This is a genomic window from Nonomuraea montanisoli, from assembly GCF_013363975.1.
Classification (GTDB): Bacteria; Actinomycetota; Actinomycetes; order Streptosporangiales; family Streptosporangiaceae; genus Nonomuraea; species Nonomuraea montanisoli.
On sequence record NZ_JABWGN010000007.1, the window covers coordinates 47425 to 67619 of the forward strand.

Genomic DNA, 20195 nt, shown 5'->3' on the forward strand with positions numbered 1-20195 from the left:
GGCCTTCGGACCAAGCGGAGGATCGGAGATTTGAACCCCGGATGGTGTTGCCACCAAACCGCGTTAGCAGCTCGGATCTTGTCCGTTCCAGGAGGTCCCATATGGACCGATGCGTCTCGACGATCTCGGTGCAACGGGATGGAACTGCGAGGAACTGCAACCCAAACTGCAACCCAGGGCGATCACATCTGCCGAAGCCTTCGCGGCGACGGCGACTTTATGATCATCTTGTGCCCAACCTCACGCTCTTTGAAATCGTCGGTTTTGTTGTCCCGGGGCTGTTGCTCTGCGGCCTGGTCTTGTGGATGGTGGGTGTGATCCGGACCTTCAAGCAGCGTCGCGTACTCCGATACACCGACCGGTTCAGAGCCGAGGAGCTGACCGGTCGCGTCCGCCAGCTCAAGGTCCGCGGGTATGAAGAGCAAGCAGTCCAGCTCGTACAAGTCGAACTCGGCATGCCGGCGAAAGCAGCCCGCTCCTGGGTCAAGTCCCTCTGAGGCGACCGGCTATGAGAAACCGCCCGCCGTGGGCGTCGAGTGGCGTTTCTCTGCGGCGCGGCAGCTTGGTCTGTAGCGTGCGAGCATGCCCTTGCCCGAGCCCCCGTAACCCAGCGGACCGTACAACCCGGATCATCCGTCTGGCGGGAGATGCGCTCAGCCATGGAAAGCGCATGGAGTTCCTCCAAGCCCCGGGACAAGGCCCAGCTCACTCGCGAGGAGTACGAACGGGCTTGTGCGGAGCTTGGGCTGATCCCCATGAGCGACGATGACTGCTTCGACGACGAGATCAGCGTCTGGGGGTGGGGGCTCATGGCTCAGCTTCGTAAGGAGCGCAGGGAGTTGCGCCGAGAGTTTGAGCGGCGGTTTCCGCGCGGGATGTCGCGGCAGGAGTATGAGCAGGTGTGCGCGGATCTTGGGCTACAGCCTGCGCCGGATGAGTCCATTCGGGCTATGGCAGCCACCTTCCTCGCGCGGGAGGAGATCGAGGACCTCCCTGATATCAACCTGTTCGTAGCGAACTTCCGAGACATGGGAATCCGAAGCGAGAGAGGCCGCAAGGCTTCGGACGCGTAATCCCGATCGATCTGACATCCTGCTTGCAAAGACGCATGCCGATCTTGCTCCACCAGGGAAGACGCAGCTCAGCATGGGGGGCATTCCCCGTGACTCCCCGCCGTTCCCCCCCGCTTCCCCGCCCCCTCGGGCACGCAACAGGCACGCCCACCAGATCGTTCGGCGGGCCAGGGCTGAGGAACGAAGCCCTGGACCTTCGATCGTCCCCAGCCAGCTACGGTGGCCGGCCCCGGACAGGCGATCGTGAGGGCCTGCCCCGTACGACGCGCTTTCCGACCAAACCGCATTCGGCCCCACCTCGACCATCTACGGCTCTCTGGACTTGCAGCCGTGATCATCCCGGAGCCGAGTACCCCGCCGGAGGCATTGGTTCTTCCCAGGTTTCCGGAGATCATGTGGCGGTGGACAACATGAAGCGGTATAGGAATTCCCTGTGGTTCAAGCTGGCCTATGGCGCGTTTTCGGTGAGCTTCGGCTGGCTCTCTGCCGGTACAGTGCTGCTGTCGTGGCCATCGGACTTCAGGGATAACCCGCCGAGTTGGCACACGCACGTCTTCCTTGGCCTCTGCGGCGTTGGCGTGGTGTGCGCATTGATCGGCCAGTTCCGGTCCCGCGTTTGGATTAAGGGTGACGAGAACGAATTTTCTTAATAGATATGGCTGGGTCGACTCGCTTTGGACGCGGCCCAGAGCCGCCGGCGGCCGGGACCGATCCCCAGGCCCCATGCCCGGCCGCCGCCCTTGATCTTCATAGAGACTATTCGGCAACGATCTCGGTTGTCACCTTCTGATGGTGCTGAGCTGACGCGCTGGGTGGTTCACGGGGAACGGCTGATCTACGATAGCGCGCCGAGTGGCAGCCCGGCTGCGACGATCCACATGCCTGTGGAGAGAAGTGGCACCGCAAGGCCTGCAAGAAGAATTGCAAAGAACACCAGCATGACCGAAGCTGCAAGGCGGACTGCAAGAAGCGGGCCCACGCCTGTTACAGGCGTCCATGCGCGAAGGACTGCATCGGCCACGCGGATAAGTGCCCGAAGCGGTCCGGCGGCGGCCTGATCTTCCGGCAACGCAAGGGCAAGAGCAAGCTCACGCTCCAGTGCCCGCCGGCACTCCTGGCGCTCCTCAAAACGCACAAGAAAACCCAGTCCGCCGAACGCCTCAAGGCGGGGGACCGGTGGACGGATCACGACCTCGTCTTCACCACCCGACACGGCGGCCCGATCGAGCGCACAGAGGACTGGAAGCAGTGGAAGGCCATCCTCAAGCAGGCCGGCGTCCGAGACGTCCGAGTCCACGACGCCCGGCACACCGCCGCCACCCTGTTGATAGAGCAGGGCGTCCACATACGCCAGCGACCGCATGGACTCAGCTCTCTGGGGCTCCGTCTGACACGCAACCGCAACCCGAACTGCAACCCACAGCCCTCAGACGTCAAAAAGGCCCTTCCCCCCACTACGGGGAAGGGCCTTTCGACCTGCGGAGGATCGGGGATTTGAACCCCGGATGGTGTTGCCACCAAACCGCATTAGCAGAACGTTCCGCCCCATAAGGGCGCGGTTGGCGATGATCGGTCTCGTGGTGTTGTCGCAGGTCAACGGCCCTGTCTCATGTGGGGGAGGAGGGTGGCGATCGGTCCTGCGGAGCGTCGCTTGTGCCATCTCTGTGCCATCGCGAAGGCTCCGGAGCCAGTCAGGAACCCCCGTCCTCCTTGCCGGCCTTGACCTTGCCATCCCGGATCTGGGCGACGTACTCCCGGGTGAAGTCGGAAGCCTTCGCGACCTTCGCGAGCCATCCCCGAACCTGAGGTTCGCCGCGGTTCTCGTGGAAAGCGTCGTGGATCTCTCGGAACAGCTCGGCGCGCTTGGCGTCGAGCTCGGATCGCAGGGTTCGGATGCGCTGGAGACGCTCGTCGTCGGTGGCCATGTCTACAGGGTCTCATAGATGTCTTGGCCAAGAAAGTTCGCCAACCCTCTTGTGTCCACTGAGCTAGCGTGAACATAATTGGCCAAGCAAATTCTCTTAATAGAGGTCCCAGACATGCAAAGGGCCCGCTCCGGTGGTGACGCACCGGAGCAGGCCCGCGATCCACAACCTGCTAGGACAGGGAGAGATCTAATGACCCAGCTTACGATCGCCCCGGCCGCCCCCCTCGTCATCCCCGCCTCTCGGCTCGTGGAGTGGGTGTGCGCGATCTGCCGCATGGCCGGCCTCCCGGCGGTCTTCGTCGACGTCAAGGACGGCCAGCCGCTCTACGCCTGCTCGGGCTGTGGCGTCCGCCGCGACGTGCCGCCGTTCCACACTGCCCCGGCCGCGACCGCCACCGGGTGCCCGCCGTGGTGCATCACCGACCACTCCAACGGCGTCGACGTCGAGCACGAGGGCGCCATGCGGGAGCTGGCCGACTCGTCCATCGCCCAGGGCGACCAGTTCGGCGACGTCGTCGCCCAGCTCCGCCAGGAGCCCGGTGAGGTCGCCAGGATCGCTCTCGCGGTCTGCACCGACCGCGGTGACCAGGAGACCGAGATCAGCCTGGAGGAGGCCCTCCAGGTGGCCTACGGGCTCATCAACGCCGTGTCGTCCGCCCGCGCCGCGGGCTCCCGATAGCAAGACGGCCCCGGCCGGTGCTGGAACACCGTCCGGGGCCTCGACCCGTTCACCTGACCTATCCAGGAGACGAATCGTGTCCCACAACGTACCGCCCACGGGCGGCCACTGCACCGTGCCCTGGTGCGAGTCCGACCACGCCAACGGGCCCGGACTGCACTTCCAGATGGTGGCCGACATCGAGGCCGACCGCCAGGGCGTCGAGATCCGCTACCAGCAGCAGGAGGAGGAGAACGGCAGACTGGGCAGGCCGTTCCTGCGGCTCCTGTACGGCCCCGCATGGCGCCAGGCCGACACCCTCGACATCCCCATCCCCGCCGCGGTGGCCCTCGCCGGCGTGCTCGCCCTGCTCACCTCCACCGGACTGGCCGACCTCGTCGACGCGCTCGCCCACGCCGCACGCGGCCCCCACACCCTCAACAGAACGACATGGCAGCTCCCCGCCAGCGACCACGCCGGAGACCTGGGCGAGTGGCAGATCCTCGGTGGCACCGTCCACGCCACGACCGGACAGGCCAGCCCCTACCCGCCGGCGATCCGGCTCACGATCGCACGCGACGACGGACGCGAACGGATCCTCGACCTCGACCCGGGCCAGGCCCACGCGGTCGGTGACGTGCTCGACATGTTCGATCTGTCCGACTCCGGACAGATCGGCGAGGCGCTGTTCCGCGCCGCCGAGCAGCTCGGGGAGGCGTGATGCGCCCCTCCATCCTGGCCTGCCCGTCCTGGTGCCAGCTCGGAGAGCACGACGGCACCCCGACCCACGTGCGCCGCCTCCTGCACACCGAGCGGGACGGCATGACGATCGCGGTGTTCCTGTCCCAGGTGAAGGAGCATTACGACCGCCCCACCCCGTCCGGAGGCCGGGCCGGGCGGGTGCACATCGGGCCGCCCACGGTCGGCGTGATGTGGGAGCGCGACCCCGACGAGTACAACATCCGCACCTTCGACCTGGCGGCCGGCGTCGCCGAGCTGCTCGCCCCGGTCCTGGAGACGCTGTTCGGGCCGAACGACTTCGCCGCCGCGCTGATCGAGGCCGTCGCCCTCATCGAAGCCGAGGACCGGCGGTGACGAGCTGGTCGCCAGTCACCCCGTCGACGGCCCGCACCATCGTGGTGCGGGCCGTCCGCGGATCGGGCGCCAAGGGTGATCCGGCCCGGGTGCGCGTACCCGAGCCTGTACCCGCCCGTACCTGCCCCGTACGCGTACGGGCGGCCGTACGGGACCGCCCCGGCCCCGTACGGGGCGTCCATACGGGACGCGGGACGGGCCGCCCCCAGCGGCCCGATCTACCAGGAATAGGCGTACTTCGCGGCGCACCCGACCCGTACCCGCCCTGTACCTGCGCAGGCCAGGAAGTCGCGGGGCGGGCCGCCCGGGCACGGCGATCCGTACGCGTACGGGCGCCGTACGGCCCCGAGTACGGGCGGAGTACGGGGCGGGTACGGCGGTGTGGACGGTGAGCCGCGGACGGCACAAGCCCATCCACATGAAGGGCGTGCACGGCCGGGAGTTCCGCCGGATCCTCGCGGCCCGGGACGGCTCTCGCTGCTTCTACTGCGGCACACCGTTCGAGGACCCGGCCGGCGAGGCGACGTTCGATCACTACGTGCCGGTGGCGCTGTGGGTCACCCGCCGGCACTCCGAACCATGGAACGTCGTGCTCGCCTGCTGGCCGTGCAACAACCGGAAGGGTGACCTGTTGCCGTGGCCGCTCGTGTGGCTGCTCCTCGCCCGCTTCCGGGCGCAGGCCGCGCTGGAGCGCGCGGCCTAACGAGCGACTCGGCGATCCGGGCGGCGATCCGTGGCCGATGCGTGCGTGACACGTGTCGGGCACGGATCCCCGCCCACATGCGGCGGGCATTGACCGATGGGAACACGGATGCACGGATCCGCCGGCGCGGGTCTACGGAGGGCCTACTGGCCGGTGAGGGTCTACCGAGGGTCTACACGTGCTGACCTGGACGGTAGAGGCGGTAGACCTGACTGCGGGTGCCCCGCGAGGGGCCCTCAGAACGGCTTGGCGCGGTGCCGCTACCCCGCTACCTTCACCCGTTGGTCGAGGCCGGACGGGTAGCGGAGCCGGGTAGCGGTACCGCTACCTCGGCCAGGAGCCGCTACCCTCCGCACGGCTGCGCGTGGACTCCGCGACCTCGAGCATTTTTGATCTTGTGGGGGCGTCACGGTCGCTGTCGTGGGGTGTCACGAGGGTGTCGTCGCCGAGTGTCGGACGGTGTCACGGGGGTGTCGTGACACCTGTCACGAGGCTCCCACCTGTAGGTCTCCGTGCGTAACACCCCGGCCCCTGTCGCGACACTCACGGGGGTGGCACCGTAGAGGGGTCACGCGATCAAGGGCGCGTGCGGGCCTCCAGCCGCCGTAGCCGCGCGAGCAGCCTGGATGAAGCCGTCACACCGGCGATCCCCTCGACCTCCTGGGCGACCGCGCGTGCCTGTGCCAGGTCGCCCATCGCCGCGTGTGCGTCCGCGATGTGCAGCAGGTACTGGCCGGCCCACTCCGACCGGCGGAGCGCCTCCGGCAGCCTGTCCAGGCCGCGCTGGATGACCTCCACGGCGTCCTGGTGGTGGCCCAGCAGTCGCAGCGCCAGGCCGCGTTGCATCTCCAGGTAGTCCAGGCCGTAGAAGTACACCCACGGCGGTTCGTCCTCGGGGCGCTCGGCGGCGGCCAGCGCGAGCCGTACGGCCTCGTCGAGCTTGCGCATGGTGGGCTCGGACTCGCCGGCGAGCGCGTGGCCCCGTGCTTCTTGCTGGGCGGCGAGCGCGCGCACACCGACGCTGGCGCCCGGGGTACGCTGCGCGGCCTCCGACAGGCCGATCAGGGGCCCCACGTAGCTGGTGATCCATCCGAGGTGGCCCTTCATCGACAGGGCGGTGGCGATCATGCCGCCGTGGTCGGCCTCGGTCGCCCACACCAGCGCGCGGTCGTACCATCGGTCGGCCTCGGTGGTGCGGTTGCTGTTGGCGTGCAGCCAGCCGGCGAACTGGGCCCACTGCGCACCGACGTCGAGCATCGGCCGGCGCAGCGCACCGCGGGCTTCGATGACGAGCTGCTCAACGAGCCCCAGTTGCGCGGTGACGGGGCCGAGCAGAGGCACGGACCCGATGGCGTCCTCCGCGCGGCGTTGGGCGGCGAGGACGTCGGCGAGAGCGGTCATCGCCCCGTGGTCGAGGCGCCGCGGGGACTCGATCACGTAGGAGAGCCGCTCCGCGTCCTCTGGGGGGATGGCCGGTGGCGCCTGGTCGAACAGGTCGGCCTCGCTCACGCCGAGGGCGCGGGCGTACAGCACGGGGTAGGGGTCGCGCGGCTCGGCGCGGCCGGCCTCCCACTCGCGGATCATCCGGGCCAGCGAGGCGCGGACAGGTAGGTGGGGGCGGAGCCGGGCGTCGGCGGCATTGGCGAGAGCCTTGGCCATGTCGGTCTGTGACCAGCAGCGTTGCCGCCGGTGCTCGCGTAGCCGTGCCGCCCAGGCCGGCCGCTCGTCGTTCACGGCGCACCTCACAGGGTGTGGAGGGAATCCGCGTTCCTCCTCTATCCTCCCCTGCCAGGATCCGGTCACGCAGCGTTGTGATTGATCTGTGCAGATCGAGACCGCAGGCGAACAGGCTGAAGATCATTGGGTGAGCCTGTGGCACCTCAACTGGGAGCCCTACCGGCCCCACGGTGCGAGGCTGCGCGTCTTGAGGACAATGCCCGGAGGCGAGTACGAGTTCTGCGGCGAGGGTGGCAGGTACTTCATCCTGCACCGCGACCGTCGCGGCCGGTATGAGGAAGCGGGCCGCGGTCTGTACCGACAGGCGTGGAAACTGTGGTTGTCCATCGGTGGTGAGCCGTAGGGCCTTCAAGACGGCTGACCCCGTCCGGCCGTGGAGGGAACGGGCGGGGCCAGCTCGCTAACCGCGGTCACCCGCGCGCGGCCACCCAGAACCCGAACTCGGCGCCGAGCTTCTGAACGTCGGCCTCCTCGCGGATCGTCGCGCCGGTCATGTCGACGTTGACGACCGTCCCGCCGGCGCCCGGCGCGGCCGTGGCCGCCTTGGGGTCGACGCCGTACATGGGCGCGATCTGGGACGCGCCGATAATCTGCCCGGCCCGATGGACGCCGCCGGTGGCCATCCCGGCGACGCTGCCGGCGCCCTGTGCGGCGGTGACGGCCTGGCCCACGACGGCCTGGGCGGCGCCCAGTACGGCCCCGGCCATCGAGCTCATGCCCTGGGCGAAGCCGGCCATGGTGAACTCGCCGATCTCGGCCATCACCTGACTGGGACTCTTGATCTTGAGCTGCTTCTTGATCGCCGCCACCAGGGATTTGACGATCTTCTCCATCTCCTTGTCCAGCTTGGCCAAGCTGTCCTGGAGGCCCTTCAGGTAGCCCTCGCCGCTCTTCTTGCCGACGTCGTACATCGCGTCGGCGCTGGCCTTGCCGAGCTTCTTCGACGCCTTATCGACCGCCGATTGGGCCTTGTTCAGCGCCTTGATCTCCGAGCCGTCCGAGCCAACCAGCATCTCCGCGAAGCTCGCGCCCTTCTCCACGCCCGCGTCGATCAGGTCTTGGATGATCTTCTTGTTGAGGCCGCGCTTCGCCAGCGTCTGGATGTTGTTCGCGAAGCTGTTGATCGCGCTGGCCTTCTTCTGCAGCTCGCCAGCCATGTCGCCGGCACCGCTGATGTCCTCGGCCTTCAGGCCGGTGATGTCCGCCCACTCCTGCGCGGAGCCTGCGACCTGCTTGGCGTACTCCTTCGCCGCCGCCAGCTTGTCCACGAGCTCCTGGCGCTGCTTCGCGAGAGCCGCCAGCGAGTCGTTGCCCTTGCTGACGAAGGTGAGGAGGTGATCAGCCACGTCCGGCTTGGAGCCGAACGCCTTCTTGATCTGCTCCACCATCTTCTCGACCGTGGAGACGGCATTGCCGTTCTCGGCCTCCAGGCCCTGGATGAGGCCCCTCACTGACCACTTGCCGATCTCGGCGAACACCGTCGAGGGGGAGTGGATGCCCAGCAAGTTCTTCGCCCCGTCGACCGCGGACTGCACGGTGTTGCGGGCCGCGTTGACCAGTTCGCCGGCCGTCTGCTGGACGCCCTGGATCATGCCCTTGATCAGGTCCCGGCCCGCCTGGACCAGCCATGTCTTCGCCTGAGCGGCGATCGCGCTCAGCTTCGACGGCAGCGCCTTGACGTCGGAGATCAGGTTGTCCATCTTGGCTTTGGCCTGGGACTTCATGCTTTCCCACGCCGCGACAGTCTGCGACTTGAGGTCGTTCCAGCCGGTGACGAAGAAGTCCTTGACCTTCCCGGGGACACCCTTCAGCCACTCGACGAGCTGGTTCGCCCTGCTTGAGGCGCTCGACTTGATCGACTCCCACGCCTCACCGGTCTGCGACTTGAGGTCGTTCCAGCCGGTGACGAAGAAGTCCTTGACCTTCCCGGGGACACCCTTCAGCCACTCGACGATCTCGGACGACTTCGTGCTCAGCCAGTCGCCGATGCCGTTCCAGATCTCGACCGTGGTGTCCTTGACGGAGGTCCAGGCTTCGGAGAACCACGGCCCCACCGTGCCGGAGAACCAGCTGGTCAGCTCGTTCCACTGCTCCTCCACGTCCGCGGGCGAGGGGAACATCTTTTTGACCTCGGCCATGGCCCGGTCGCCGACCCAGGAGAAAACCGACTCCCAGGAGCGGCCCCACCGGTCCGCGTCGGCCTTCGACGTGTCGCCGAGCGTCGTGCTGGCCTGGTCGACCGCGCCCTTGAAGTCGCCGATGCTCTTCTTCGCGGTATCGAGGTTGATGCCGTTGATGGCCTTCGACATGTCCTCGGCCTTGGTGCCGAACAGGCCGGCGGCGATCTCCGCCTGCTTCGCAGGTTCCTTGATGTCGCGGAACTTTGTGAGGATCAGGTCGAGCGCCTTGTGCCCCGCAGGGCCGCCCTTGGCGATGGCCCTCATCATCTCGTTCGCGTTCAGGCCGAGCTCTTTCAGTGCGCTCGCCGCCGACTTGTCCTTGATCTTGGCGGTCAGCTCCTTCAGCGAGTCGGCTACGACGTCGGAGTCGCGGGCGCCGCTCTTGAGGCCCTGGCTCATCAGCCCAAGGGCTTCCTCGGCGCTGATGCCGAAGTCGCGGAAGATCGTCGAGTATTCGTTGAACGAGTCGAGGAGATCCTCGGACTTGTTGACGCCCTCCTGTTGGCCGCGGATGAGGATGTTGAACGCCTCTTCCGCGTTCTTCGCCAGTCCGGTCCGCAGCATCTGGGACACGGCGCGGATCACGGCGCCGACATCCTCATCCATGACCTTGCTGACGGTCAGTGCCTGGGCAGTCATGTCCTTCAGCGCGCCGTCGCCGGCCTTGCCCGCCCCGTCGATGTTCTGGAGCACCTTTGCGAGCGCGTCGGTGACGTCGCCCAGGGACTCGCCGTAGGCGTCGGCGTACAGGTCACCCGCGATCTTGCCGAGCCGCTCAGACTCGGCGCCGAACGCGCCGACCTTCACCGACAGCGTGGCGAACAGGTCTTCGCGCTCCATCGCGGTCTTGATGGCGCCTGTGAGCGCGTCGCCGATGGCGGCGCCGGCAACTGCTGCCACGCCGATCGCGCCCGCCTTGAGGCCGCCGATCAGCGAGGAGCCGATGCCGGCCATCCGGCTGCCACCACCGCCCCCGCCGCCCCCGCCGCCCCTACCGCCGGAGCCTTCAACGCCGTCGCCGAACTTCTTGCCCGCGTCCTCCCCCGACTGGCGAGCAACCCGCTCGGCATCCGACAGTCCGGCCTTGAGGCCGTCGACGAGCGCCTCACCAATGACCTCACCCTGTTGCTGCATCACCTGGTCGAGGTCGTCGACGGCGGTACGCAGCTCGTTGACGATGCCCTGCCCGCCGCGGGCGGCATCGGCCTCCATCCGGTCGAGATCGTTCGCGAACCCGGCCACCAGCCGGTCGACGTCCGCGAGCGCCTCCGCAGGGTCGAACGCGGTCCCGAGGTCGCGCGTGACGTCAGCGAGCGCCTTGCTCACGGTTGACTCGATGGAGGCCATGGCGCTCGAGGTCGACGTCTGCGTGGATCGCAGGCCGCGGGCGATGTCGGAGATGCCGACGTCGAACTTCTTGTTGTCGATGCTGGCGTAGGCGACCAGCTCGCCGACCGTGAGCGCCATGAGGGGGTCACTCCGTTCCGTGGGCGGCCAGGCCGCCGAGCTCGTTGAGATACCGGCCTGCCTCGCCGTTGACGTCGGCGAGGTTGGCCAGGTGGGCGCCGATGCGGGCCTGGGCGGCGATGAGCGCGCCGAACAGATCCACGCCGGTAACGCCCAGCGGGGTCCACGCGCGGTGCAAGGTGGCCATCTGGGCGCGTACGAGCTCGGCGTATGCGTCCGCGTCCACCCCGGCGCGGGCGGCCTTCAGGAGGGCGATGGCGACCCGTGTGACAGCGGCTTGTGCGGCGGCGGGCAGCTGCTCGGCGGCCACGGTCAGGCGTCCCTGCGGATCCGCGCGTGAAGGTCGACCTCGGTTCGCTCGATCCAGTCGCCCTTATCGGTGATCGCCTGGTCGTGGTACGCCTTCAGGAAGGCGCGCGGGTACGGCGACATGACCCGGTACAGGGTCGCGGCCACGTACTTGCCGGCCACGAGCGGCCGGTAGATCTTGTTGTCGATGGTGAGGCTTCCGCCGTGGATCTCGTGCCCGAGCCCGTACGCGGACGGCGCCTCGCCGTGCGACGCAGGGACGCCAGCGGCGCTCATCTCGCGCGCCCACCGGGCGATGCGGTCGTTGTGCGCCTCCATCGCCTCGCACAAGCCACTCAGGGCGGCCTCGAAGCCGTCGAGGGCGGCGATGATGTCCTCCGCCCGGTCGAGGTCGCCGGCGGCCTCCTCGCGGATCCTGGCGCGGATCTCGGCCTTCCGCGCCTCGGTGCGCTTCTCCGTGATCTCGCGGGTCCGCTTCTCGGCGGCCTGGACGCGCATCGCGGCGTGCTCGGCGTCGTCACGCAGCTTGGCCAGCTTGGCGGGGGTGACGTCCTGGCCGCCGGGCAGCTCGCCGCGTACAGCGCGCTCGGCGTCCTGGACGGCGGCGGCGGCCTGCTCGGATTCGGCCTGGGCGGTGGCGAGGATGGCGGCAACCTCCTGGTCGGTCATCGCCAGGTCGGGGTCGATCGTGTCCGTGGTCATGTCATGGTCCTTTCAGGTCAGCCGTAGTAGACGGGGCGGCGAGCACGAGCGGCGTCCTGTGCCGCCTTCTCCGCCTCCTGGCGGAGCGCGGGCAGCGTGAACGTCTCGGGTGGCCGCTTGGCGCCGCGGAAGGCCTGGCCGACCCAGGCGCGGCCGGGACCATGGCCCGCCAGCTCCTCGTTGAGGGCGCGGATCTCGGTGAGCAGGTCTCGCTTGCCGGTCGCGTCCGCCCACTGGTCGATGAGCTTCGTGTGCCCGGCGTCCTGCCCAGCGGTGAGCACGGCGCGCGCCTGGACGTCGTCGCCGAAGCGGAGGGCGTCGGCGAGCATCTGCTGACGCTTCTCCGGACTGGCCTGGCGGGCTGCTTCCAGGTGGGCGCGGAACGCGGTCTGGAGGACGGCGGCGTCGGCCGGGCTGGCGTCGGTGGGGATGCCGGGGCCGGTCGGGATCTGCGCCTGGAGGTGGTTGAGGCGGGCGACGCGGCGGCCGTGCAGGTCCTCGGCGAGGCGCTGGAGTTCGGCGCCGTGCTCCTCGTACGCCTGGACGATGGCCTCGGCGCGGCCGAGGTCCGACAGGGCGGCGTCGGAGCGGGCGGCGTCTACCTTGGCGGCGTAGGCGGCCTGGGCCGCGCTCGCGGCAGTGACGGCCGGGTCAGTCTGGGCCGGGGGAAGCGGTGCGGGCTCGGACATGCGGACTCCTTCGTGAGGCCACCAGGGCGGCGGCATCCTGCGCTCTCCATACGCCTCGCCGGACCTGCCGGTGTCCGGCCTCGGTCATCAGCCGGCGGGCGTGCCGGTCGGTGACGTCGAGCAGGCCGGCGAGGCGGTCTGTGGAGATGTGATCGCAGTCTGCGCCGATGTCCGGAAGCTGCGGCGAGGGATGTCCGGAGGGGGTGATGGCTTGGGCGAGGGCGGCGGCGCGCAGCTCGTCGAGCCATCGGGCGAGGCCGGGCGGGATCTGGGCGCCGTTGGCGCGGTGGCGGGCGAGCTGGTCGCGCAGGATGCGCCAGACGGGCATCGCGTACTCGACGGGCACCGGAGGGGCGACGACGCCCCCGTGCTCCGAAGCGGACGGGCCGGGGGCGTCAGCGCCAACCATGATCGCTCAAAGTCACAGTCCGTGCATGCATAACCATGCGGAAGGCAGCGAATGATCGGACAGAACGGGACGAACACTCGGCCGTTTGCCGCCCCATAAGAAAAGCCAACGTCAGCGCGTCGCCGCACCCTACAGTGCATAGATTCTGTCTGGTATAGCCCATCGGGCGATCACGCATCGTCATCTGGTCGCCTGCTCGATCGTGGGCCCATGCTGCTGCCACCACGCGCTGTGCTGCCCGGCCAGATCGTCGGGGCCGGGCGGCCTCGGCAGGCCGAGAGTCCGCGCGACCTGACACAGCCATGCGTCCTGTGCCCAGGCGTCGAGCATGTCGGCCGGACGCGGAGGGAGCACCGGCACCTTGGCGGGCTTCGGCTGCTCGCTGGCCGGGACATCGGCGGCGGGCGCCAGGCGGGCGCCGAGGACGGCGCGGGCGCGCTCAAGCCGCTTCTCCACCGCGCTGGAGATCGAGGCGAGCTGCTGGGCGTCGCGATGCCTGGCCGCGTTCTCCAGGCGGCGTAGACGGCGCTTCAGGCCCTGGTCGGTGGACTCGGTGAGCGACGGTCCGGCCGCGCGCACGAGGACCCCGTACAGCTCGCGCGCGGCTTCGACGTCGGCCGGGTGGAGTGCGGCGGCGAGCGACTTGAGCATGGCCACCGTGGGGCGGCGGTGGCCCAACTCCAGCTTGGACACCGACCCGCGGTGCGAGCCTGCCCGCTCGGCGAGCTGGCGCTGCGACAGGCCGGCCTCGATGCGGCGGGCCCGGATCAGGGCACCGAGGCCGGCGGCGAGCGCGGCCTGCTCTGCGGCGTCCGGTTCGCCCCACGGGCCAGGCGCGCCGCGCTCGCGCCGGCGGAGGGGTGGGGCGTCGTCGGTCGGGGTCGTCATCGGCTGGGCTCCCTTCGTTCGTTTGGCCGGTCAAACCGGCTGGTGCACCCTCACGCGCGCACACGCGTTTTCGGGCTTCGTACGTGCGAAGCCGTGGGCTCGGCTGCGCCCTCACGCGCACGCGCGCGGCCGGGGGTTCGACCGATCGAAACGGTGGGGTTCGGTGGCCCCTCACGCGGGTGTGCACGGCTTCGGCATCCAACGTTGGTGTGCGGGCGGACGGCGGACTGTGTTCCCTCACCCGCGCGTATGCACGGTTCGGGGCTGGGCGCGCGGTCACGCTTCGACCGGTCGAGGTGGTCATCCTCTGGCCATGCCGGGCTGGTCGAGCTGCTTGCAGGTCGAGCAGAGGCTGTAGTCGATCTGGACGGGCGGGAGCGCGAGCGCGCGGCCGGGGAGGCTGAGGACGACGGCGGGGAGCTGGAGGCCGACGAAGTGCATGGTCACGGTGCGGCGTCGGCAGTGGTCGCACTTGTGATCTTCTGCGGTGCCTTGGGTACGGCGGACGGCTTGGGTCATGCAGGGGGCGCAGCGGATGAGCCCGGAGGCCCAGGGGGTCCAGAGGGCGGGCTGTGGGGCGGTGGCGGTGAGGTGGGGGCAGAAGCCGATGCGGGCGCTGTGGAGGCCGTTGTGGAGGCGGGTGACCATCTGCTTGCCGATGGCGCCGGGGGTGGCTGCGCCGGTGGTGCCGTTGAAGCGTTGGGCGGTGTGGTGGAGGGAGGCGAGGGAGTGGTTGGTGGCGGCGGTGGCCTGGTCGATGAGGGCGGTCGCTGAGGGGGTCACAATGGGTCCTTCCGGTTGTTTCCGCTGGTCAGGCGGGGTGTGTAGGGTCCTCTTGGTCTTTCCGCTGGTCAGAGGGGGTGTGTAGGGTGGTGCAGGGTTTTCCGAAAGTCGCCACGCGCGCGCCCATGGGGGATTAACGGGGAACCCTGCATGACCCTGCACTTCCACAGGTCAGCGCGTTCCTAGCCGTCATCGGCCATCAGCACCAAGCCCCGATAGGTGAACCCACCGGACCCGCGCTTCTTCTCGTGCCCGCGCTGCCCCATCGACTCGGCGAACGCCTTCTCCGAGCCCGGGTCCTCGCCGTTCACGTAGCACCACTGCGTCCAGGCCGTGAACAGCTCGCGCGCCTTCACGTGGCTGTGCGGGTTCTTCATCGTGCGCTCGTCGAGGAAGCGGCCCAGCGCGTCGCTGTCGGCCTGGTACGCCTCGGTGCGCCGGCGTACGGCGTCGGGCGGGTTGAGCCCCTGCTGCTGGTAGTCGAGCCACCCCTGGTAGGCCCAGGCGATCACTGTGGGGGCGGCGGCCTTCAGCCGGTCCGGTAGGCCGTTGTCCTGCTCGCTGGCTGGGATCACGACGTCGAACGGGACGACGAGGAGGCGGCGCCAGACGGCCGGGTCGTCGCCGGACACGGCGGGCAGGTGGTTCGTGAGCATGATCAGGGTGTGGGACGGCAAGAACGTGATGGGGTTCTTGTGCATCAAGTTCGCCTCGATGGGGTCGCCGCCGACGAGCCGCTTCATCGTGGCCTCGGCGAAGCGCCTGCCCTTCTCCGTCTCGGAGCAGAACACCAGGCGGGCACCCCGTAACCGCATCTTGAACGCGCCGTGCCGCTCGTGCTTGGACTCCATGAGCATCGCGGGGTCGATCTCGATGGCGTAGTCACCGAACGCGGCCATGAGCGCATCGCGGGTGGTGCCCTTGCCGTTCGCGCCGGTGCCGGTGAAGATCAGCATCACGTGCTCGGTGACCTTGCCGAGCATCGCGTAGCCGAAGACGCGCTGCACGAACGCGCGCACCTCGGGGTCGGGCAGGATGCGGGCGAGGAACGCGGCCCACTCGCTGCCGTGGTCGGGCCTGGGCGCGGCGCCGGCGACCTTGGTGATCAGGTCGGCGCGGTTGTTCGGCCGGACGGTGCCGGTCTCCAGGTCGAGGGTGCCGCCGGGGGTGTTGAACAGGTACGGGTCGGCGTCCAGGGCACTGGAGGCGGTCGAGATGGGCGGGAGCGCGGCGGCGAACTTCAGCATGCCCTCGGCGCCGGAGGCGTTCTCGGCCTTGCGGGCGTCCTTGAGCAGGTCGTCGCGGTCCTGCCCCTTGAGGGTGATGGCCTCGGACAGCGCGTTCTTGGTGGTGGCGACGGCCGCCTGGAGGTCGGCGCGCTGGTCGTCGGCGGCCCACCGGGTGCCGTCCCAGCGGTGCCAACCGATGCCGTGGACGTAGCGCAGCTGCTCGGCGTGCTCGGCGACGAACCGCTCGGCCATGCGCAGGTGTCCGCGATGCTGGGTGCCCGGGCCGGCCGCGGGGGCGGGGTGGAGCTGGTGGACGGTGGCGAGGTTGCCGTCGACGGTGGGCGCGATCAGGTCGCGCGGGTCGTCCTGGTCGGCGCGGCGGCCGTACCCCTGCCCGGCGAGGTCCTTGGCGGCGGAGCTGATGGCGGCCGGGCTGGTCGAGCCCTGGGTGAGCAGGGTGTAGGCGCCGAACTTGTCGTACGGCCTCTCGGCCTCGAACTCTGTGCTCGTGCTGAAGACGTACAGGTTGTCCATGCCGCCGCGGCCGGTCGTCGCCGAGATGCCGCGTGCCTTGCCGGGCCTGCGCCAGTAGGAGGTGCCGGCCGTGTCGGTGTGGACCCGCGTCCAGCCGCGCACGCCGATGATGTCGTCCCACGTGGCGCGCTCGTTGAAGTCGTCGCCCGGCCGCACGCTTCCGTCGTCGTCGACGCGGGCGGGCTGGGTGAAGGGCAGGGCCTCGACGGGCTGCTCGTCGGCGGGCATCTGGTCGAGGGCGCCCGCCAGGTGGTGGAGCGCGTCGCGCTCGGCCGGGGTGATGGTGGCGATGGTGGCGAACCCGCCACTGATGAGCGTCCAGGCGGCGCCGCTCGGGTGGGTGCGGCCGGCGGACGGGGCGACGACGACGAACCCGCCTTCGCCGCGCGTCTCGATGAGAACCTTGATCTTCTCCTTGGGGTTCTCGGCGAGCTCCTCGGCGGTGGCGGGCCGGGAGGCGAGCTTGGCGTTCCCCGCCACGTCGCCGTCGACGCGGTACAGCACGTGGATCCCGCCCGATGGCGTCTGTTCGGCGTAGCCGGTCGTCACCTTGCGCCAGAGGTCCCCGAGCCCGGACGCGTCCGCAATCTCGGAGAACTCCTTGGCGACGTCCTCGGCGATGGCGCGGCCCTCGAACTCCAGCATCTCCAGGTTGCCGGAGACGGCGCCGGTGACCACGCCCATGCCGTCGTACCGGCCGCCGCCGAACCAGGTGTCGACCTGGTCGAGGGTGGACGGGCGGGTCTGGTATGCCTTCCAGGAGGGGCCGTCCGGCCAGGGCTGCTTGGTGCCCGTGGCGGCGGCGGGGATGACGCACAGGCCGGCGGCGTGAGCGTCGCGGGCGGCGTCGTGCAGGTGGTTCACGCGTGCTCCTGTGCGTGCCCCCGGCGCGCTACCATCGCGGTAGACACGCTGAGGGGCGTGAGGCTTGGGACGGGTTCGCGGATGGTCGCCGCGGGCCCGTTCGGCTTTTCAGGGGTCATGAGGGCTCGGATCAACCGCATTGGATGTCCGGTCGGGCGTCGGCCACCTGGAGAGATGCGGCCGGATGGCACACAGATGGCACCGATTCGGCGCCCGGGTCCGCGGTCGGGGGGTAGAGGAGCTGCACCAAGTCGTGGGTCGGGATGCGGATCTTCCGACCGAGGCGGAGCGCTCGGGTAGGCCACTCGCCACGGCGGATGAGGTCGTAGGCGAGCCAGGCGGAGACGTCGAGGACGGACGCGGCCGTCTCGACGTTGGTGGTGGGACCGAGCGCCTTGATCGCGTCCTTCGTCCACGGGCCGGTCATGCGGCGCCCTGTGCAGTCGCGAGGTCCAGGGCGCGGTGGAGGTCGGCGGTCACAACCCGGTAGGTCGAACCGACTCGGATGAGCTTGCAGGGGTAACGCCCCTCCTTGGCGAGGGTGTAGCCAGTGCTGCGGCCGATGCCGAAGACCCGGTTGCCCGTGGCGAGGTCCACGGTCGGGGGGAGGGAGAGGATCTCCTCGCGAGACATCGGGAGGGCTGCGGGCATGATGTCCTCCATGTCGCTATGGATGATCAACTTGTCATATCTACATGATCATCATGCGTATAGATCGGCACTGGCTAGAGGGTAGTGGCACCTGCTAGCACTAATCAACCCTGCGCGCTACCGTGTCGATATGCACTCCAAGCTGAGCGATGTGGTGGCTAGCCGGGTTCGGACATACCGCGAGCGGAAGGGGCTCACCCGGGAAGAACTGGCCGCGAGGTGCAGCAAGCTGCACCTGCCGCTGACCGCCGCGGCCATCACGAACATCGAGACAGGCCGACGCAACGCGGAAACCGGCGCGCGCCGCCGAGACGTGACCGTCGACGAACTGGTGGTCCTGGCCAAGGCGCTCGGCGTGCCGCCGATCCTCCTGCTCTACCCCGTCGGAGAGACGGACCTCGTCGAGGTGCTCCCGGGCCGCAAGCAAGGCACATGGCAGGCGGTGAAGTGGTTCACCGGCGAGGAGCCTCTGGGCACGTACTTCGAGGACGACGGCAAATGGGCCGTGACCAGCCCGGACATGGACGACTGGGAGAAGGGCGCCGCCCCCGTCGACGACTACCGCTGGCACGACCGACGCGTCAAGGACTGGAACGAGGCCAACGACGCGGCACGGGCAGCTCGGCGCGCTGCTGAGGTTGCGCAAGACGATGACGAGCGCAAGATGCACCTGCGTGCCGCACTCCGAGCGGAGAGAGATCTCTCCGTCGCAGAGGAGCTGTTGAGGGACCACCGCCTGAACATGCGGCGGCGCAACGTCACGCCGCCGGAGCTCAACGACGTCCTCGCCCATGTCGATGGGCCGGTCACCCGCAAGGAGTCGACGTGAAGCCATACAAGGCGTGCTCGTGCCGCGACCCCAAAACCGGGCGCCTGCTCGGCAACCGGTGCCCCGACATCAAGCTCCAGGTGGTCGACAAGAAGACCAACCGCACCACAGAGCGATGGAACCCCAAGCACGGCGCCTGGTACGGACGGTATGAGGCCCCGCGCACCGCGGACGGGAAGCGCCGGCAACCGCGCGTCGGCCCCTTCGCCACGGAGAAGGAGTGCCTGGCGGCGCTCGCCGAGGCGCAAGGCCAGGTAACCCGCGGTGAGCACGTAGACGACCGGAACCTGAAGGTCGGCGACTACCTCACCGACTACCTCAACGGCCGCCAGGCCGTCGAGGACGACCTGGCCAAGAGCACCATCGAGAGCTACCGCGAAGCCATCGACCTCTACTTCAAGCCTGGTCTCGGCCACCTACGCCTCGTTGATCTGCGCGACCACCACATCCGTGATGTGTACGCGGCCATGCGGAAGATCAACCGTCCCGAGGCCGATGAAGACGTCTCCGACCTGATGCGGCGACTGATCGCCGCGCGCGCCAAGCGGCATGGCCGGCGCTACTCCACTCGACCGCTCACCCCGGCCCGGATCAAGCGAATGCACGCCGTGCTGTCGAAGGCGCTCAACGACGCCGTGCGGTCCGGCAAGCTCACCCGCAACCCGGCCGCGGTCGTCACCTTCGGCAAGCAGCGCCGAACCAAGCCCCTGCTGTGGACAGCCGAGCGCGTCGAGCGCTGGCAGGAGACGGGCAAGACGCCGGCCCGGGTGATGGTGTGGACACAGCACCAGTGCGGCGCCTTCCTCGACGCCACCGAAGGCGAATGGCTGCACCCGCTGTTCCAGCTCGCCGCGTACTGGGGACTGCGCCGCGGCGAGCTGGTCGGCCTGGAGTGGGCGGACGTCAGCCTCGACAACGGGCGCGTGCACATCCGCCAGGCGCAGCCCGACGACGAGCTCGACGACACCAAGACCGAGAACTCCGACCGCGTGATCCGGATCGACGAGGAGACCCTGGCGACGCTGAAGGCGTGGCGGGCCCGGCAGGCGGCCAAGCGGCTGGAGTGGGGAGAGGCGTGGGTCGACTCCGGCCGTGTCTTCACGAAGGAGAACGGCGAGCCGCTGCGGCCGGAGTCGGTCTCCGAGCGGTTCGGCACCCTCGCGGCCCGGGCCGGCCTGCCGCCGGTCCGCTTCCACGATCTCCGGCACGGCGCGGCCACGATGCTCCTGGCGGCCGGCGTGGACATGAAGGTCATCTCCGAGACGCTCGGCCACGCGACCGCCGCGTTCACGAGCGATGTGTACGCCTCGGTGGCGGAGGAGCTCCAGGAGCAGGCGGCGGCGGCCATCGCCGCGTTCGTGCCACGCCGGAAGCGCGCTGCGGCCGTTCGTGCCATCAATGTGCCAACAGAGGCCGGTAGTGATCTCTGAAACGACGAAGGGAGTCCGCACTTTCGTGCGAACTCCCT

23 protein-coding genes are annotated in these 20195 nt (G+C 69.2%); 11 read left to right on the forward strand and 12 right to left on the reverse strand.

What is annotated here, in order from left to right; translation table 11 throughout:
- The first annotated feature begins 230 nt into the window (after positions 1 to 230).
- The 4 genes from HTZ77_RS18500 (at position 231) to HTZ77_RS48735 (ending at position 2571) form a co-directional block, all read left to right on the forward strand.
- Positions 231 to 497, forward strand: coding sequence for a hypothetical protein (locus tag HTZ77_RS18500; RefSeq protein ID WP_328808645.1), 267 nt, complete (start codon positions 231 to 233; stop codon positions 495 to 497).
- Positions 498 to 755: 258 nt separating this feature from the next.
- Entirely contained in the window at positions 756 to 1073 is a 318-nt protein-coding gene (locus tag HTZ77_RS18505) for a hypothetical protein (RefSeq protein ID WP_175590874.1), read from the forward strand.
- 401 nt (positions 1074 to 1474) lie between these two features.
- Entirely contained in the window at positions 1475 to 1723 is a 249-nt protein-coding gene (locus HTZ77_RS18510) for a hypothetical protein (protein WP_175590875.1), read from the forward strand.
- 464 nt (positions 1724 to 2187) lie between these two features.
- Positions 2188 to 2571, forward strand: a complete 384-nt coding sequence (locus HTZ77_RS48735; protein ID WP_407940523.1) for a tyrosine-type recombinase/integrase — start codon at positions 2188 to 2190, stop codon at positions 2569 to 2571.
- Positions 2572 to 2764: 193 nt separating this feature from the next.
- Here HTZ77_RS48735 and HTZ77_RS18520 read toward each other — a convergent pair whose 3' ends face one another.
- Positions 2765 to 2998 carry a hypothetical protein gene (locus HTZ77_RS18520; RefSeq protein WP_175590876.1) on the reverse strand — a complete coding sequence of 78 codons (234 nt, stop codon included), beginning with the start codon at positions 2996 to 2998 and terminating at the stop codon, positions 2765 to 2767.
- Positions 2999 to 3190: 192 nt separating this feature from the next.
- On the opposite strand from HTZ77_RS18520, the gene HTZ77_RS18525 reads away from it, so the two are divergent.
- The 4 genes from HTZ77_RS18525 (at position 3191) to HTZ77_RS18540 (ending at position 5456) form a co-directional block, all read left to right on the forward strand.
- Positions 3191 to 3679: a DUF6907 domain-containing protein gene (locus HTZ77_RS18525; protein ID WP_175590877.1), complete on the forward strand. Its 489-nt coding sequence runs from the start codon at positions 3191 to 3193 to the stop codon at positions 3677 to 3679.
- 76 nt (positions 3680 to 3755) lie between these two features.
- Positions 3756 to 4379, forward strand: a complete 624-nt coding sequence (locus tag HTZ77_RS18530; protein WP_175590878.1) for a hypothetical protein — start codon at positions 3756 to 3758, stop codon at positions 4377 to 4379.
- Positions 4379 to 4753 (forward strand): hypothetical protein, encoded by a 375-nt coding sequence (locus HTZ77_RS18535; RefSeq protein WP_175590879.1) that lies wholly within the window; start codon positions 4379 to 4381, stop codon positions 4751 to 4753. Before HTZ77_RS18530 ends, HTZ77_RS18535 begins: the two co-directional genes overlap by 1 nt.
- 388 nt (positions 4754 to 5141) lie before the next feature.
- On the forward strand, positions 5142 to 5456 hold the full coding sequence (locus HTZ77_RS18540) for an HNH endonuclease (RefSeq protein ID WP_205302845.1): 315 nt from the start codon (positions 5142 to 5144) through the stop codon (positions 5454 to 5456).
- Positions 5457 to 6032: 576 nt separating this feature from the next.
- Here the strand turns inward: HTZ77_RS18540 and HTZ77_RS18545 are convergent.
- Entirely contained in the window at positions 6033 to 7190 is a 1158-nt protein-coding gene (locus tag HTZ77_RS18545) for an XRE family transcriptional regulator (protein WP_175590880.1), read from the reverse strand.
- Between the two features lie 88 nt (positions 7191 to 7278).
- Between HTZ77_RS18545 and HTZ77_RS18550 the strand changes: the two genes are divergently transcribed.
- The gene (locus HTZ77_RS18550) at positions 7279 to 7536 is read left to right on the forward strand and encodes a hypothetical protein (protein WP_175590881.1); all 258 of its coding nucleotides are present in this window, start codon (positions 7279 to 7281) and stop codon (positions 7534 to 7536) included.
- A 67-nt stretch (positions 7537 to 7603) separates the two neighbouring features.
- Here HTZ77_RS18550 and HTZ77_RS18555 read toward each other — a convergent pair whose 3' ends face one another.
- The 10 genes from HTZ77_RS18555 to HTZ77_RS18600 form a co-directional block, all read right to left on the reverse strand.
- Positions 7604 to 10840 carry a phage tail tape measure protein gene (locus HTZ77_RS18555; RefSeq protein ID WP_175590882.1) on the reverse strand — a complete coding sequence of 1079 codons (3237 nt, stop codon included), beginning with the start codon at positions 10838 to 10840 and terminating at the stop codon, positions 7604 to 7606.
- A 7-nt stretch (positions 10841 to 10847) separates the two neighbouring features.
- Entirely contained in the window at positions 10848 to 11150 is a 303-nt protein-coding gene (locus HTZ77_RS18560) for a hypothetical protein (protein ID WP_175590883.1), read from the reverse strand.
- A 2-nt stretch (positions 11151 to 11152) separates the two neighbouring features.
- Positions 11153 to 11851, reverse strand: coding sequence for a hypothetical protein (locus HTZ77_RS18565; RefSeq protein ID WP_175590884.1), 699 nt, complete (start codon positions 11849 to 11851; stop codon positions 11153 to 11155).
- A gap of 17 nt (positions 11852 to 11868) precedes the next feature.
- Positions 11869 to 12540: a hypothetical protein gene (locus tag HTZ77_RS18570; RefSeq protein WP_175590885.1), complete on the reverse strand. Its 672-nt coding sequence runs from the start codon at positions 12538 to 12540 to the stop codon at positions 11869 to 11871.
- Complete coding sequence (locus HTZ77_RS18575; protein WP_175590886.1) at positions 12503 to 12949, reverse strand: hypothetical protein; 447 nt, start codon at positions 12947 to 12949, stop codon at positions 12503 to 12505. The genes HTZ77_RS18570 and HTZ77_RS18575 overlap by 38 nt, the downstream gene beginning before the upstream one ends.
- Positions 12950 to 13129: 180 nt before the next feature.
- Positions 13130 to 13837, reverse strand: coding sequence for a helix-turn-helix domain-containing protein (locus tag HTZ77_RS18580; protein WP_175590887.1), 708 nt, complete (start codon positions 13835 to 13837; stop codon positions 13130 to 13132).
- Positions 13838 to 14137: 300 nt separating this feature from the next.
- Positions 14138 to 14620, reverse strand: a complete 483-nt coding sequence (locus HTZ77_RS18585) for a hypothetical protein (RefSeq protein WP_175590888.1) — start codon at positions 14618 to 14620, stop codon at positions 14138 to 14140.
- 182 nt (positions 14621 to 14802) lie between these two features.
- A complete protein-coding gene (locus HTZ77_RS18590) occupies positions 14803 to 17247 on the reverse strand; it encodes a phage/plasmid primase, P4 family (protein WP_175590889.1) in 2445 nt (814 codons plus the stop codon).
- A gap of 130 nt (positions 17248 to 17377) precedes the next feature.
- Positions 17378 to 17674 carry a helix-turn-helix domain-containing protein gene (locus tag HTZ77_RS18595; RefSeq protein ID WP_175590890.1) on the reverse strand — a complete coding sequence of 99 codons (297 nt, stop codon included), beginning with the start codon at positions 17672 to 17674 and terminating at the stop codon, positions 17378 to 17380.
- On the reverse strand, positions 17671 to 17910 hold the full coding sequence (locus HTZ77_RS18600) for a DNA-binding protein (protein ID WP_235994864.1): 240 nt from the start codon (positions 17908 to 17910) through the stop codon (positions 17671 to 17673). Before HTZ77_RS18600 ends, HTZ77_RS18595 begins: the two co-directional genes overlap by 4 nt.
- 118 nt (positions 17911 to 18028) lie before the next feature.
- Between HTZ77_RS18600 and HTZ77_RS18605 the strand changes: the two genes are divergently transcribed.
- Both HTZ77_RS18605 and HTZ77_RS18610 read left to right on the forward strand, forming a co-directional pair.
- Positions 18029 to 18727, forward strand: a complete 699-nt coding sequence (locus tag HTZ77_RS18605; protein ID WP_175590891.1) for a helix-turn-helix domain-containing protein — start codon at positions 18029 to 18031, stop codon at positions 18725 to 18727.
- Complete coding sequence (locus HTZ77_RS18610) at positions 18724 to 20157, forward strand: tyrosine-type recombinase/integrase (protein ID WP_175590892.1); 1434 nt, start codon at positions 18724 to 18726, stop codon at positions 20155 to 20157. The genes HTZ77_RS18605 and HTZ77_RS18610 overlap by 4 nt, the downstream gene beginning before the upstream one ends.
- Positions 20158 to 20195: the final 38 nt, after the last annotated feature.

Bases quoted from the DNA above. Each gene is read 5' to 3' on its own strand.
- HTZ77_RS18575 (WP_175590886.1), bottom strand. From the start codon at position 12,949: ATGGTTGGCGCTGACGCCCCCGGCCCGTCCGCTTCGGAGCACGGGGGC.
- HTZ77_RS18570 (WP_175590885.1), bottom strand. From the start codon at position 12,540: ATGTCCGAGCCCGCACCGCTTCCCCCGGCCCAGACTGACCCGGCCGTC.
- HTZ77_RS18520 (WP_175590876.1), bottom strand. From the start codon at position 2,998: ATGGCCACCGACGACGAGCGTCTCCAGCGCATCCGAACCCTGCGATCC.
- HTZ77_RS18605 (WP_175590891.1), top strand. From the start codon at position 18,029: ATGCACTCCAAGCTGAGCGATGTGGTGGCTAGCCGGGTTCGGACATAC.
- HTZ77_RS18600 (WP_235994864.1), bottom strand. From the start codon at position 17,910: ATGGAGGACATCATGCCCGCAGCCCTCCCGATGTCTCGCGAGGAGATC.
- HTZ77_RS18555 (WP_175590882.1), bottom strand. From the start codon at position 10,840: ATGGCGCTCACGGTCGGCGAGCTGGTCGCCTACGCCAGCATCGACAAC.
- HTZ77_RS18580 (WP_175590887.1), bottom strand. From the start codon at position 13,837: ATGACGACCCCGACCGACGACGCCCCACCCCTCCGCCGGCGCGAGCGC.
- HTZ77_RS18535 (WP_175590879.1), top strand. From the start codon at position 4,379: ATGCGCCCCTCCATCCTGGCCTGCCCGTCCTGGTGCCAGCTCGGAGAG.
- HTZ77_RS18505 (WP_175590874.1), top strand. From the start codon at position 756: ATGAGCGACGATGACTGCTTCGACGACGAGATCAGCGTCTGGGGGTGG.
- HTZ77_RS18525 (WP_175590877.1), top strand. From the start codon at position 3,191: ATGACCCAGCTTACGATCGCCCCGGCCGCCCCCCTCGTCATCCCCGCC.
- HTZ77_RS18595 (WP_175590890.1), bottom strand. From the start codon at position 17,674: ATGACCGGCCCGTGGACGAAGGACGCGATCAAGGCGCTCGGTCCCACC.
- HTZ77_RS18565 (WP_175590884.1), bottom strand. From the start codon at position 11,851: ATGACCACGGACACGATCGACCCCGACCTGGCGATGACCGACCAGGAG.